Origin of the sequence: Cellulomonas fimi, assembly GCF_028583725.1 — a bacterium.
GTDB lineage: Bacteria > Actinomycetota > Actinomycetes > Actinomycetales > Cellulomonadaceae > Cellulomonas > Cellulomonas fimi_B.
This window is the reverse complement of the sequence record NZ_CP110680.1, coordinates 812,383-826,639: the sequence shown is the minus strand read 5'-3', so window position 1 is coordinate 826,639 and position 14,257 is coordinate 812,383. Positions and strand designations below refer to the sequence as shown.

The following is a 14,257-nucleotide window of genomic DNA, read 5'->3' as shown; positions in this document are numbered from 1 at the left end:
GTCGGGGCGACATCCACCCCCGCGCTGCTCAGGCGGCGGCCGCGGCCTCGTCGACGTCCAGCACCAGCAGCAGCCGGTCGTCGAGCGTGCAGGCCGAGCGGATGAGGGACCGCAGGGCCGGGTCGAGCGTCTCCGGCGGCGCGCCCACGTCCTCGACGGGCACGTCGAGGACGTCGCCGATCTCGTCGACCAGCAGGCTCACCGGCTCGCCGTCGACCTGGACGACCACCATCATCGGCTCGGCGTCCTGGGCGAGGCCCGGCAGCCCCAGCCGCGGCCGCAGGTCGACGGTCACGACGACCTGACCGCGCAGGTTGACGACCCCCGCGATCCCGGGCGGCGCGAGCGGCACGCGCGTGCGGGCGTGCGCGCGCAGCGCCTCCTGGACGCGCAGCACGTCGACGCCGTACAGGTCGTCGCCGATCGTGAACGTGACGTAGCGGTTCACGCGACACTCTCCAGCAGGTCGTCGGACTCGAAGTCGTGGTCAGCCGCGAGCAGCGCGGCGGGCAGGTCGAGCAGCTCGGTGACGCGCCCGTGCACGACGGTCGAGCCGACGAGCCCGGCGGCGTCGATGTCGGAGTGCTCGGCGTGGTCCTCGACGATGTCGACGATGTCCTCGACGACGAGCGCGGCGCTGCGCGAACCCCGCTCGTACACGACGAGCAGGAGCTCGTCGCGGTCCTCGGGGGTCGCACCGACCAGCGCGTCGACGCGGGCGAGCGGCAGGATCGAACCGCGGTACTGCACGACCTCGCGGTCGCCGACCGTCTCGACCTCGTCGGACCGCACGTGCTCGAGGCGCGCGACGCCGGCGAGCGGCATCGCGACCAGCCGGCCCTCACCGATGCGGGCGACGAGCAGCTGCTCGGTCTCGTGCGTCTCCTCGGCGACCGTCGACGCGTGCCCGACCGACGCGTGCTCGTGCTCGCGCGGCATGGCCTCGCGGGCGATCGACTGCATGTCGAGGATGAGCGCGACGCGCCCGTCGCCGAGCACGGTGGTGCCCGCGTAGGTGCTCACGGACTTGAGCTGCGCCGCGAGCGGCGTCACGACGATCTCCTCGGTCGCGAGCACGCGGTCGACGAGCAGACCGAAGCGGTTGTCGTCCGCCTGCACGACGACGATCACCCCGGGCCGCGACCCGGCGGGCTCGCCGTCGGACAGGCCGAGCACGTCGTGCAGCGGCACGAGCGGCAGCAGCTCGCCGCGCAGCCGGTAGACGGGTGCCTCGTGCACGTGCTCGACGGCCTGCTCCGCGCGCTCGTCGAGCGCGACCAGCTCGAGCACGTGGACCTGCGGCACCGCGTACACGTCGCCGTCGCACTCGACGGACAGCGACGGCATGATCGCCAGCGTCAGCGGGATCCGCAGGCGCCACGACGTCCCGACGCCGACGGTGGACTCGACGTCGACCGTCCCGCCCACCGCCTCGATGCGCGTGCGCACGACGTCCATGCCGACACCACGGCCGGACACGTTCGTGACCGCCGCGGCCGTCGAGAAGCCCGGCAGGAACAGCAGGCCCAGCATCTCCGCCTGGCCGAGCGACGCGACCTGCTCGGGCGTGCGCAGGCCCTTGCGGACCGCCGACTCGGCGACCTTCTGCGGGTCGATGCCGCGGCCGTCGTCGCGGACCTCGACGACGACCTGACCGCCCGCGTGGAAGGCGCGCAGCTCGAGCGTGCCGTGCGACGGCTTGCCCGCGGCGACGCGCTCGGCCGGCGGCTCGATGCCGTGGTCGACCGCGTTGCGCACGAGGTGCGTCAGCGGGTCCTTGACGGCCTCCAGCAGGCTGCGGTCGAGCTCCGTGTCGCCGCCGACGAGCTCGAGGCGCACCTCGCGCCCGCACGTCGCGGCGAGGTCGCGCACGACGCGCGGCATCTTCGCCCAGACGTTCTCGATGGGCTGCATGCGGGTCCGCATGACCCCGTCCTGCAGCTCGGAGGCGATGAGGTTGAGCTGCTGCGCGGACCGCGTGAGGTCGACGTCCTGCGACTCCGCCGCGAGCCGGGTGAGCCGGTTGCGGACCAGGACGAGCTCGCCGACCTGCCGCATGAGGCGGTCCAGCAGGTCGACGTCGATGCGCACCGACGACTCGCTCGCGCCGCGCAGCGTGCCGACCTCCTCCAGCGGCGCGGCCGCGGGAGCCATCGTCGGCTGGTACTCGCGCCCCGTCGAGAGATCCGCGAGCGCCGCGGTGGCGAGCGCCTGCACGGCGGCCGCCTCCAGCGCCTCGTCGGCCGCGCGCTGCGCGTCGGGGTCGACGTGCGGCGTGGGCAGCACCGGCGTCACGTCGCCGGCGCCGGACCCGCCGGCCGGCGCGGGCGGTGCGGCGGGGGTCGTCGGGACGCGCCGCGCGATCTGCTTGATCGTCGGGGCCTTGTCCGGGGTCGCGACGGCCTCGGCCGCGGGCGCGGCGGCGGCCGCGCCGACCTGCGCGGCGGTCTCGTCGGCGGGGGCCTCGCGGGGGTGCGGCACGTCGGTCGCCGGCTCGGGGGCGGGCTCGACCGCGTCGGTCGGCTCTGCCGCGGCGGGCGCCGCCTCGGCGGGCGTCACGGCGGGCTCGGCGGCCGGGGCCGGTGCCGCGGTGGCGGGCGCGGCGGCCGTGCGCCCCTCCTGCACCGCCACGATGGCCTCGACGACCACGTCGACGTCGACGTCGCCCTCGCCGCCGGTCCGCTCGATCGCGTCGAGCAGCAGGCGGACGGTGTCGACGGTGCGCAGCAGCACGTCGGTGGTCACCTGGTCCATCTGCCGGCGGCCGTCGCGCAGCTCGACCAGCAGGTTCTCGCCCGCGTGCGTCACGCGCTCCAGGCGGGAGAACGCGAGGAACCCGCTCGTCCCCTTGATGGTGTGGATCGTCCGGAAGACGCTGCTGAGCAGCGGCCTGTCGCCCGGGTTCTCCTCGAGCTCCACGAGGTCCCGGTCCAGCTGGTCGAGGTTCTCGTAGCTCTCGACCAGGAACTCGCGGACGATCTCGTCGATGTCCTCCACGCGTGCCTCCCCACCGGGAGGCGATCGGCGCCGGCCCGGCGCCCAACCTCATCGGCCGGTGGAGGTCCCTGCTGAGGGATCGGCGGAGGTGGTGCCGGTGCCGCTCTCGCCCGGCGGGCTCGCAGCCGGCGGCGCGAGGCGGCGGAGGGCCGCGGCGGTGCTGTCGTCGGCGGCCGCGGCGTCGGCGTTGGCGGCCGTGAGGGCCTCGAGGACCTCGGCGCGGTGCACGCGGACGTCGCGGGGGGCGTCGATGCCCAGGCGCACGCCGTCGCTGCGGACCTCGATCACGGTGACGACGATGTCGTCCCCGATGACGAGACGCTCACCGACGCGTCTGCTGAGCACGAGCATGCGAGCGACCCTACCGTCCGCACGCGGCGGCGCCCGCGCGCGACGTGCGAGTCACCCGCGACTCACCTGCGACTCACCCCGCGGCTCACGGGGCGGGCGTGCCGCCCGTGCCGCCCTCGGGCTCGGAGAGCCGCTGCTCACGGTCGCGCAGCTGCGCCTCCCAGTCCTTGAGCATCTGCTCGTGCTTCGAGTCGGACTCGCGGTCGCGGCGCAGCCGGTCGAGGAACTCGGGGTCGTCGTCGGGGGCGCGGTGGGGCCGCTCGTACTCGGGGAAGCCCGCGGTGCCGGTCGACGGCCAGGGCACCTGGCGGGAGCGCTCGTCCTTGGGGCGTCCGGCGACGAGCCACGCGACGCCGCCCGCGATCGGCAGGATCACGATGAGGATGAGCCAGCCGGTCCGGGACAGGTTGCGGATGCGCCCCTCGTCGGACTGGATGCAGTCGATGAGGCAGTAGACGAGCAGGCCGATCTCGACGACGAACGGCAGGTAGCGGAGCACGACCCCTCCTCCGGTGCCGCAGGCCCCGCGCCCCGGCGGACGCAGGCTAGCGGAGCGGCCCGCCCGGGCGGGCGCGTTCGGGTGACCCGGACGCCGGCGAGCGCGCGCGGCGGGACCGAGGGCCGTTGCCTTCCTCGTTGACACGTGTCACTGTATGGGAGCGCACCCACGGCCGCACCGACGCGGCCCGACCGCTCCCCCGACCGGTCGCTCCGCGCCCCGGCACGAAGGACGATCAGGACATGGCGTCGCAGACCCTCACGCCCGCACGCACCGACGAGCCCGGCGACGCGCTCGTCACGAGCGGGCCCGTGGACCTCGACGGGCGGCGGTTCTACCGGATCGCGTCGTACGACGACCTGCCGCCGTTCTTCATGACGCTCGTCGGGGCGAGCGACCTGTGGCTGTTCGTGTCGAGCACGGGCGGCGTCACCGCAGGTCGCGAGCACGCCGACCGCGCGCTGTTCCCGTACTCGACCGACGACAAGGTGGCCGCGGGCGCCGGCCGCACCGGCGGGTTCACGCTGCTGCGCGTCGAGACGCCCGCCGGCACGCGCGCGTGGCAGCCGTTCGCCGAGCGCCGCCCCGACGACCCCGCCGTCGAGCGCCACCTCTTCAAGGACTACCTCGGCACGACGCTCGTCTTCGAGGAGACCCGCCCCGACCTCGGCCTGCGCGCGCGGGTCGCGTGGCGGACCAGCGCCCGGTACGGCGTCGTCCGGGAGGTCGCGCTCACCGCGGTCGCCGACGCGCCCGTGCGCGCGCAGGTGCTCGACGGGTTCGTCGACCTGCTGCCCGCGGGCGTGACCGTCCAGACGCAGGCCGAGTTCAGCAGCCTGCTCGACGCGTACAAGCGCACCGAGGTCGACGCCGCGACGGGCCTCGGGCTCGTCTACCTGAACTCGACACTGACCGACAAGAGCGACCCGAGCGAGTCGCTCGCGGCGACGGTCGCGTGGCAGGTGGGCCTCGACCCGGTCGCGCACCTCACCTCGACGCGGCAGGTCGGCGCGTTCGCGGCGGGCCGCCCGGTCGCCCCGGAGCACGAGGTCCGCGGCGAGAAGGGCGCGTACCTCGTGGTCGCGGACGTCGCGCTCGCGCCCGGCGAGACGCGCCGCTGGCGGGTCGTCGCCGACGTCGACCAGAGCGCCGCCGACGTCGTCCGGCTGCAGGACGAGCTCGCGGACGCCGACGCCGCGGCCGCCGCGCTGGAGGCCGACGTCGTCGGGACGCGCGAGCGGCTGGACCGCCTGGTCGGCACCGCCGACGCCGCGCAGGTCACCGGCGACGAGCTCGCGTCCGCGCACCACGCGGCGAACGTGCTGTTCAACGTCATGCGCGGCGGCGTGCCGGTCGACGGCTACACGGTGTCCGCCGACGACCTGCGCGCGTTCGTCGCGCAGCGCTCGCCGCGGACCGCCGCGCGTCGCCGCGACTGGCTCGACGCGCTGCCCGCGACCACCGACCTCGACACGCTGCTGGAGCGCGCCGACGCGAGCGGCGACGTCGACCTGCTGCGCCTGGTGCGCGAGTACCTGCCGCTGACCTTCAGCCGCCGGCACGGCGACCCGAGCCGGCCGTGGAACAAGTTCCAGATCGCCCTCACGGACGCGAAGGGCCGCACGCGCGTCGACTTCCAGGGCAACTGGCGCGACATCTTCCAGAACTGGGAGGCGCTCGCCTGGTCGTTCCCGGGCTACGTCGATTCGATGGTCGCGGTCTTCCTCGACGCGACGACCGCCGACGGCTACAACCCGTACCGGATCTCGCGCTCGGGCATCGACTGGGAGGTCCCCGAGCCGTCGAACCCGTGGGCGAACATCGGCTACTGGAGCGACCACCAGATCGTCTACCTGGTCAAGCTGCTGGAGACGTCGCGACGCTTCCACCCCGGCCGCCTCGACGCGCTCGTCGACCGCGCGCTGTTCACGCACGCGGACGTGCCGTACCGGATCGCGTCGTACGAGCAGACCGTCGTCGAGCCGATCGAGACCATCACGTTCGACACCGCCGCCGAGGAGCGCGTGCAGGCACGGGTCCGCACGGAGGGTGCCGACGGCCGCCTCGTGCACGGCGCCGACGGCGACCTCGTGCGCGTGTCGCTCGGCGAGAAGCTGCTGCTGCTCGTGCTCGCGAAGGTCGTCAACCTCGTGCCCGACGGCGGCATCTGGATGAACACGCAGCGCCCCGAGTGGAACGACGCGAACAACGCGCTGGTCGGCAAGGGCCTGTCGGTCGTGACGCTCGCGTACCTGCGCCGCGCGCTCGCGCTGGCCCGCGACCTGCTCGACCACGACCTCACCGTCACCGACGAGCTCGCCGGGCTGCTGGCCGACGTGACCGCCGCGCTCGACGCGCACGCCGCGTCGGTCGAGGGCGGGTTCGACGACGCCGGGCGACGGGCCGTCATGGACGACCTCGGCGCCGCAGGCACCGCCTACCGGACGCGCGTGTACGCCGGGTTCGGCGGCGCGCACCGGACGGTCGGCGCAGCCGGGGTGCGGGCGTTCCTCGACGTCGCGCAGCGGTACGTCGACGCGGGCCTGCGCGCGAACCGTCGGCCCGACGGGCTCTTCCACTCCTACAACCTGCTCGACCTGCGCGGCGGCGTCGCACGCGTCGGGCACCTGCAGGAGATGCTCGAGGGCCAGGTCGCGGTCCTGTCGTCCGGGCTCCTGACGCCCGCGGAGGCGCTCGACCTCGTGCACGCGCTGCGCCGCAGCGCCCTGTACCGCGCGGACCAGCACTCCTACCAGCTGTACCCCGACCGCGAGCTGCCGACGTTCCTCGCGCGCAACACGATCACCGAGGCCCAGGCCGCGAGCGCGCCGCTGCTCGACGCGCTGGTCGCCGCGGGCGACACGACGCTCGTGCTGCGCGACGTGCACGGCGTGCACCGGTTCGCGCCGGGCCTGCACAACGCGCGCGACGTCGTCGCAGCCCTCGACGCGCTGGCCGCGGGCGCACCCGGCGTGGCACCGCAGCAGGTCGCCGACGGGCGCGACGCCGTGCTGGACGTGTTCGAGCAGGTCTTCCGGCACGCCGAGTTCACCGGCCGGTCGGGCTCGTTCTTCGCGTACGAGGGCCTCGGCAGCATCTACTGGCACATGGTCTCCAAGCTGCTGCTCGCGGTGCAGGAGAACCACGAGCGGGCGGTCGCCCAGGGCCTCGACGCGGCGGTCGTCCAGGGCCTGGCCGACGCGTACGAGGACGTCCGGCTCGGGCTCGGCTACTGCAAGTCGCCCGAGGTCTACGGCGCGTTCCCCGTCGACCCGTACTCGCACACGCCCGCCGGGCACGGTGCCCGCCAGCCCGGCATGACCGGTCAGGTCAAGGAGGAGGTCCTCACGCGGCTCGGCGAGCTCGGGCTGCGGGTCGAGGACGGCCGCGTCGTCGTGCGGCCCGCGCTCCTGCGCGCCGACGAGTGGACGGAGGCGCCCGCGACGTTCCGCTTCCACGACGCGGCGCAGCAGGAGCAGACGATCGCGCTCGACGCGGGCTCGCTGGCCTTCACGTTCTGCCAGGTCCCCGTCGTCTACCGGCGCGGGTCGGCGCTGCGCGTCACCGCCGTGCTGGCCGACGGCTCGCGCGTCGAGGGCACCGACGGCGTGCTCGACGCCGACGTGAGCGGGCGCGTCTTCGCGCGCACCGGCGACGTCGTGCGCGTCGACGTCGAGGTCCCCGCCGCCTGACCCGGCGCACCCGTTCTCGCGGCCCCCGGTGCGACCCGGGGGCCGCGGAACACGGCGGTCCGCTGCACGCGGTAGCCGACGAGGAACAGCACGAGGTCGGCGACGACCTTCGCGGCGAGCAGCGGCACCCCGGCGTGCGTCAGCACCCGCAGCCCCGCGTAGCCCGCGAGCAGCAGGTTCACCGCGAGCAGCGCGTACGCCACGGCCTCGCGCGACACCGGCCCGGTCGCGCCGCGCCGGAACACCCAGCGGCGGTTGAGGCCGAAGTTCACCGCCCCGCTGAGCACCCGCGCGCCGACCGTCGCGGCGAGCAGCGACCCCGTCGCGGCCGCGAGCGCGAGCAGCGCCACCGCGTCCACGGCGAACCCGGCGAGGGACGACGCGACGAACCGCAGCAGCGGCGCGTACACGCGTGCCGAGTCGACGAGCGGGCGGAAGTGCGACGACGCGTTCCCGTCGAGGTACACCGTCGCGATCGGCACCTCGACGACCGTCCGCCGCTCGTCGGCGGCACGCAGCAGCACCGCGAGCTCGTACTCGAACCGGTCCCCCGGCACGTCGAGCAGCCACGGCAGCATGTCCGCCGGGTACCCGCGCAGCCCCGTCTGGGTGTCCCGCACCGGCACGCCCGTGCCGAGCCGGAACGCGACGCGCGTGCACGTGTTGCCGACGCGGCTGCGCAGCGGCACGTCCCCCGCGAACGACCGCGCGCCGAGCACGACCGCCACGTCGCCGCGCGCCACGCGGTCCGCGACCGCGAGCACGTCGCCGACGGTGTGCTGGCCGTCGCAGTCCGCCGAGACGACGTCGGCACCGGGGTGCCGGGCGAGGACGTGCGCGACACCCGTCCGCAGCGCGACCCCCTTGCCACGGTTGACGGGGTGGGTGAGGACGTCGGCGCCCGCGCGACCCGCGGCGGCGAAGACCGGCCGGTACCCCGGGCCGCTGCCGTCGTCCACGACCACCACCGGCACGTGCGGGCGCGCGCGGCGCAACGCCTGCACGAGCGTCACCAGCCGGGCGTCCGGCTCGTACGCCGGGACCAGGACGACCACGGCTCAGCCGTCCGCGCCGGTCGCGGCGGTCGTGCCCGTCGCGGCGGTCGTGCCGGTCGCGGCGGACAGGCCGCCGACGTAGAGGATGTCGGACGTGCCGCGCTCGCGGCCCTTGCCGAGCGGGTCGTTGACGAGCTCGCCGCCGAACACCATCGTCGACGAGCCGCCGCCGTCCAGGTTGTACGCCGTGGTCGCGCCGAGGTCCTGCATGATCTCCGCGAGCCCCGTCAGCGTGACGCCCGCGGAGTAGCCGGGGCTCCGCCCGTCGACGACCACGAAGACGAGGTGGTTGTCGTCGACCACGCCGATCGCGGTGCGCGGCTGGTCGCCCTGGATCGAGTGGTTGCCGACGTTCGTGTCGACCTCGACGTCCTCGATCCCGTCGACGACCTGCCCGTCCTCGACGATCGCGGGCCCGAACGACACCGTGTTCCACACGCCCGCCGCGACGAGCGCGTCGGCGGTCGTCGCCGTCTCGTCGTACACCTCGACGTGCCCGTCGCGGTAGAACGCCAGCCCCTCGCGCGCGCCCTCGTCGCGGTACACGACGCCGTTGCGGATCACGATGCCGGTGTCGCGGAACCCGTAGTAGTCGCCGTTGATCGCGAGGACCGCGTCGTTGTCGGCGGCGATGTCCGACGTCGTCTCGGTGATGTTGGTGCCGAACTGGTTCTGCGCGAACGCCGAGCGCAGGACCGTCGCGTCGGACAGCACGACGTCCGCGACGTAGTAGGTGACGGTGTCGTCGCCCGAGCCCGTCGTGACGGTCGAGACGGTGATGTCGGCGTCGTCGGAGGTGTAGGTGGTGCCGGTGAGCGTGCCGGCCGACGCGCCCGACGAGCCGGACGAGCCGGAGGTGCCGGACGTCGAGCCGGCGCCGCCGCCCTGCGCCGCCTCGTACGCGTCGACGTCGCCGATCGCGACGTGCTCGACGACGTACCGGTCGAGCGCCCAGGCGGTCGTGCCGCCGAGCACCAGAACGACGGCGGCGACTGACGCGAGGACGGCGCGCCGGACGGGCCTGGACCGGCGGCGCGGGGACGTGAGGTCTGCGGGAGTCATGCCCCGTGTCTACGGAGCGGGTCCGTGCCCGCGGTGTGCCACCGCTGTGGCCGCCCTGTGCGCCGCGCCGTACGCCGCCCCGCGCGCCGCCGCCCGTCGGCCGTCCGGGCGGCCGTCGGTCAGGGGTGCGCGGCCGCCTCGTCGTCGACGGCCGCCGCCTCCTCGTGCCGCTCCGTCGGCGGTACCCCGACGCGCGGCGCGACGAGCGCGGCCACCACGGACAGGACGACCGTGAGCCCGAACGCGGCGACGAAGCCGGCGGTGCCGACCACGTCGTCTCCCCCGCCCGTGCCGTGACCTCCCGCGGCGGCCGCGCCGGAGACCAGCGCGAACAGCACCCCGCTCACCGCGAGGGCGAGCGCGGCGCCGACGGCGTCGCCGATCGACAGCGCGGAGCTGTTCCGGCCCTGCGTGCCCGGCCCGGAGTAGGCGAGCAGCAGCACGTTGAGCCGCGACGACGCGAGCCCCATGCCCGCACCCGCGAGCGTCCACGTGGTGACGAGCACCGCGGGGTGCAGCCCGGCCGCCGCGGTCGCCCAGGCCCCGACCGTCGCGCCGACGACGAGCACGGTGCCGATGCGCACGGCGTCCCGGCTCGCGAGCCGCTGCCCGAGCCGCCCCTGCACCGCCGACATGCCCGACCATGCGAGCGCGGCGGTCGTGAGCGCGAGCCCGCTGGCCGTAGGCCCCCAGCCGTCGCGCGCCGCGAGCAGGTAGGGCACGTACGCCTGCGCGCCGAAGAACGCGCCGGACACGAGCAGACGCGTGGTCAGGACGCTCGGCAGTCCCGGTCGCGCGCGCAGGGACCCGGGCGGCAGGAGCGGCCGGACGGCGACGAGCGCACCGGCGCCCGCGACGGCGGCCAGCACCGCGGACGGCACGGGCGGCAGCTCGACCGCGAGGTTGAGCGCGAGGACCGCGGCGGCGACGAGGACCGCGAGCAGGACCCGGACGCGGGCCTCGGCGGCGGTCACGTCGGACCCGGTCGCGGGCGGGCCGAGCGGGCGCAGCGTGCGCAGCAGCGGCAGGCTCGTCGGCACCACGAGCAGCGCGACGGCGAGGAACACCCACCGCCACCCGGCGGCCTCCGCGACGACCCCGGCGACCGCGGGCCCGACGAGCGACGGCAGCACCCACGCCGCCGAGAACCACGCGAAGGCCCGCGGGTGCAGCACGGGCGGGTACGCGCGCGCCAGGGTCACGAGCAGCGTGACGTTGACCGCGCCGCCCCCCAGCCCCTGCGCGAGCCGCCCGAGGACCAGCACCGGCATCGAGGCCGCGAGCCCCGCCACGACGAGCCCCGCGACGAACAGGGCCGCGCCGGCGAGGAACGGGCGGAACGGCCCGCTCCGGTCCGACCACGACCCGGCGACGACCATGCCCACGACGCCCGTCGCGAGCGGCCCCGCGAACGCGAACGCGTAGAGCGCGTACCCGTCGAGCACGTCCGCGACGCGCGGCATGACGGTCGCGACGGCGAAGGACTCGAACGCGACGAGGACGACCAGGGTGACGAGCGCGGCGGTGGTGGTGCGCCGCTCCCGCCAGAGGGCGTCGGTCGTGCGGGGGCGGTCGCCGGACGCTGTCACCTGGCGACCCTAGCCCGCAGATCCGTTGCCGCGGGAAACGCATTTCCGCGCGCCCGGTTGCCCGGGCGTCCGCCCGCGCTCGACGAGGCGACCCGCGCGGCTCAGGGCGCGGGGCGCGGCACGACGAGCTGGACGAGCGCGCGGACGCACGCCCGGACCGCACGGTCCGGACCGAGCTGCGCCCCGCGACGCACCGCCGGCTCGAACAGCGTGTGCATCGCGAGCGCGGCCGTCCGACCGTCGGCCGAGCCCCGCCACGTGTCCGCGGTGTGCCCCGCCGCGGCCGCGGCTTCGAGCAGACGCCACAGGTCGGTCGCGTCCTCGGCGCCGAGCCGGTCACGGAAGGCAAGCGCCTTCAGGATGAGCGCAGTACACCGCGGGCCGCACCTCCGAAGCGTGCTGCTGCGCACAGCGTCCCGAGCCCGTGCTCACGGCAGCACGGCGTCGCGCCGGCCGCCGGCCGCCGGTCAGCCCCTGAACCGTCCCACCAGCTCGTCGAGACGCACCGCTTTGCGGGCGACCTCGTCGGCGGAGCCGCGGATCTGGTCGACGTGCCCGGCGGTGTGCGGCGGTCGTGGTGCGGCGCTCGCGCCGGAGAGCGTCGAGGGTGCGGGGGTGATCGTCCGTGCGCGTCGCCTGGCCACCCTGGCCCGCGGATCCGTTGCCGCGGGACACGCATCTCCCTCGGCGCACGGCAGCCGCGAAGGCGCGCGGAACGCGGAAGGGCGGCCGGTACGAGACCGGCCGCCCTCCGCGACGTGCGCACCGCATGACGCCTCTCGGCGCGAGGCCGCTCGCGGCGGCTGAGGGTGAAGCCCGGGGGTCATGGGCGGTGCGACACCCTGCTCAACGGCCAGCCCTCGCCGGGCATTCCCGGCACCGGTACGGGGTTACCGGGCGGACCGCAGCTCCGCCGCGAGCGGGCACTGGAACGGGTCGCGCGCGGCGAGCCCGACGGCGTTCAGGTGCCGGACGACGATCCCGTAGGACTGCAGCAGGGTCGTCTCCGTGTACGGCACCCGGTGCTCGGCGCAGAACGCCCGCACGAGGGGCTGGACGCGCCGCAGGTTCGGGCTCGGCATGCTCGGGAACAGGTGGTGCTCGGTCTGGTAGTTGAGCCCGCCCATGAACAGGTCGGTCATGCGGCCGCCCCGGACGTTGCGGCTCATGAGCACCTGCCGGCGCAGGAAGTCGATCCGGGCGTCGCGGGGCACCAGGGGCATGCCCTTGTGGTTGGGCGCGAACACGGCCCCCATGTAGAGCCCGAACAGCCCGAGCTGGACGCCGAGGAACGCGAACGCCATCCCGACCGGCAGCAGCCAGAACACGAGCGCGAGGTAGCCGCCGAGTCGGAGCATCACGAACGCGATCTCGACCGGCCGCCGCTTCACGGGGGCGCGGCCGAAGATCGTCTTCACGCCCGAGACGTGCAGGTTGAGCCCCTCGAGCAGCAGCAGCGGGAAGAACAACCAGCCCTGCCGCTGCGTCAGCCAACCTTTGAGGCCCGTCCGGGGGGCCTTGAGGTCCTCGGTGTGGAAGACGATGACGTCGGTCGCGATGTCGGGGTCCGCGCCGACCTGGTTCGGCTTGGCGTGGTGGCGCGAGTGCTTGTGCTGCCACCACCCGTAGCTCATCCCGGCGTACAGGTTCGCGATGACGAGGCTCGACCAGTCGTTCCACCGCCCGGACTCGAAGATCTGCCGGTGCGCGGCGTCGTGCCCCAGGAACATGACCTGGCCGAGCAGGACCGCGACGAGCGCGGCGATGACGAGCTGCCACCACGACGGCCCGACGACGACGAACGCGGTGAACGTCAGCGCCAGCAGCGCCGTCAGCACGAGGAACCGCACCCAGTAGTAGGCGTGCCGGCGACGCATGAGACCGGTCTCCTGGACGGCCTTGCTCAGCGTCGTGAACTCGCTGACCTGGCGCTCGCGCGCGGACGGGGTGCGGGTGGTGGCCGGGGCGATCACGGGGGTGTCCACGGCGGCCTACTCGAAGTGGATCGTCGAGACGGCGGCGTGGGTCGCGTCAGACCGCCGTCGTTCCTCGACCACGCGGGCGTCGGCCGCGACGGCACGCTCGTCGCTCGCGGCGCGGAGCTCGCCGCCCAGGTCCCGCAGCATGGCGGCCAGCGCGGCGGCGAGGCCGTCACGGAGCTGGTCGAGGTTGGTGTTCTCGACGAGCAGGCGACGGTCGGAGACGGCGAGCCGGAGCGGCGGGCCGGTCGCACCGATCTGCTCGGCGAGCCGGCGGGCGGTCGCGGGGTCCTCGATGCGGGCGCGCTCGTCCCGGCTGACCTGGCGGGAGAACACGACCGGCACGGTGTACGTGGCGGGCTCGTCGGCGGTACCGAGCTCGGCGGGGAGGCCGGACTCGAGGATCGAGAGCAGGTGCAGGTCGCCCGTCGAGGCGTCGGGTGCGTGCGGCTGGATGGCGGTGGTCATGATCGACCCCTTCGAGAAGACGAGGCAGGCGGCGGGGCGAGCCGCCCGGGAGGGCTCAGCGCGTCGGCGGCGTGGTGTGCCGGTCCGAACGGATGCGGCGCCGCAGCTGGCCGATGCGCAGGGCACCGACGACGAGCGCGACGACACCGACACCGAGACCGGCGATGACGAGCACCAGCGCGAGGGGCGCGCTGCCGGCCATGCCGAGGAAGGCGACCTCGACGGGCTCGGTGTTCTGCATCATGAAGACGACGAGCGCGACGAGGACGAGTGCGCCCACGCAGACCCCGAACCAGGCGGCGCTGGTGCGGCTGCGGACGGGCTTGGGCGCCCGGGCGCCGGGAGCGGTGCGCGAGGGCCGGTCACCGAGCGGGAGCGGATGCTCGAGGTCGCTGGTGAAACGGGGCGTGGAGTTGCTCTGGACGGGCATGACGCCCTCCTTGGTGGTCCAAGGAGGGCGGGTCCTCGGCTGAGAGCCGGTTCATCCTGAGACTGCTCCCATCGTACGCCTGTTCGGTCACCCCGGCCGTCTGAACGAGGGCCGGCGGCCGGCCCCGCCCGACGA

The 14,257-nt window shown here is 75.0% G+C and carries 11 protein-coding genes; all 11 read right to left on the bottom strand.

What is annotated here, in order from left to right:
- Positions 1–28 precede the first annotated feature (28 nt).
- The 11 genes from OOT42_RS03735 to OOT42_RS03680 all read right to left on the bottom strand — a co-directional run bounded on the left by OOT42_RS03735 (position 29) and on the right by OOT42_RS03680 (position 14,122).
- Positions 29–448, bottom strand: coding sequence for a chemotaxis protein CheW (locus OOT42_RS03735; protein ID WP_273653612.1), 420 nt, complete (start codon positions 446–448; stop codon positions 29–31).
- Positions 445–2,997 (bottom strand): chemotaxis protein CheA, encoded by a 2,553-nt coding sequence (locus tag OOT42_RS03730; protein ID WP_273653611.1) that lies wholly within the window; start codon positions 2,995–2,997, stop codon positions 445–447. The genes OOT42_RS03735 and OOT42_RS03730 overlap by 4 nt, the downstream gene beginning before the upstream one ends.
- A 48-nt stretch (positions 2,998–3,045) precedes the next feature.
- Positions 3,046–3,348 carry a carbon storage regulator CsrA gene (csrA, locus tag OOT42_RS03725; protein ID WP_273653610.1) on the bottom strand — a complete coding sequence of 101 codons (303 nt, stop codon included), beginning with the start codon at positions 3,346–3,348 and terminating at the stop codon, positions 3,046–3,048.
- Between the two features lie 85 nt (positions 3,349–3,433).
- On the bottom strand, positions 3,434–3,847 hold the full coding sequence (locus OOT42_RS03720; protein WP_273653609.1) for a PLD nuclease N-terminal domain-containing protein: 414 nt from the start codon (positions 3,845–3,847) through the stop codon (positions 3,434–3,436).
- Between the two features lie 3,535 nt (positions 3,848–7,382).
- Positions 7,383–8,594: a GtrA family protein gene (locus OOT42_RS03710; RefSeq protein WP_423775959.1), complete on the bottom strand. Its 1,212-nt coding sequence runs from the start codon at positions 8,592–8,594 to the stop codon at positions 7,383–7,385.
- Positions 8,595–8,597: 3 nt separating this feature from the next.
- The gene (locus tag OOT42_RS03705) at positions 8,598–9,656 is read right to left on the bottom strand and encodes a phosphodiester glycosidase family protein (RefSeq protein ID WP_273653607.1); all 1,059 of its coding nucleotides are present in this window, start codon (positions 9,654–9,656) and stop codon (positions 8,598–8,600) included.
- 119 nt (positions 9,657–9,775) lie between these two features.
- Complete coding sequence (locus OOT42_RS03700) at positions 9,776–11,245, bottom strand: MFS transporter (RefSeq protein WP_273653606.1); 1,470 nt, start codon at positions 11,243–11,245, stop codon at positions 9,776–9,778.
- A 101-nt stretch (positions 11,246–11,346) separates the two neighbouring features.
- A complete protein-coding gene (locus OOT42_RS03695) occupies positions 11,347–11,655 on the bottom strand; it encodes a hypothetical protein (protein WP_273653605.1) in 309 nt (102 codons plus the stop codon).
- Positions 11,656–12,135: 480 nt separating this feature from the next.
- On the bottom strand, positions 12,136–13,230 hold the full coding sequence (locus tag OOT42_RS03690) for a fatty acid desaturase family protein (RefSeq protein ID WP_273653604.1): 1,095 nt from the start codon (positions 13,228–13,230) through the stop codon (positions 12,136–12,138).
- A gap of 6 nt (positions 13,231–13,236) precedes the next feature.
- Positions 13,237–13,692, bottom strand: coding sequence for a hypothetical protein (locus OOT42_RS03685; protein ID WP_273653603.1), 456 nt, complete (start codon positions 13,690–13,692; stop codon positions 13,237–13,239).
- 55 nt (positions 13,693–13,747) lie between these two features.
- Positions 13,748–14,122: a LapA family protein gene (locus OOT42_RS03680; protein WP_273653602.1), complete on the bottom strand. Its 375-nt coding sequence runs from the start codon at positions 14,120–14,122 to the stop codon at positions 13,748–13,750.
- Positions 14,123–14,257: the final 135 nt, after the last annotated feature.

Bases quoted from the DNA above. Each gene is read 5' to 3' on its own strand.
- csrA (WP_273653610.1), bottom strand. From the start codon at position 3,348: ATGCTCGTGCTCAGCAGACGCGTCGGTGAGCGTCTCGTCATCGGGGAC.
- OOT42_RS03705 (WP_273653607.1), bottom strand. From the start codon at position 9,656: ATGACTCCCGCAGACCTCACGTCCCCGCGCCGCCGGTCCAGGCCCGTC.
- OOT42_RS03685 (WP_273653603.1), bottom strand. From the start codon at position 13,692: ATGACCACCGCCATCCAGCCGCACGCACCCGACGCCTCGACGGGCGAC.
- OOT42_RS03680 (WP_273653602.1), bottom strand. From the start codon at position 14,122: ATGCCCGTCCAGAGCAACTCCACGCCCCGTTTCACCAGCGACCTCGAG.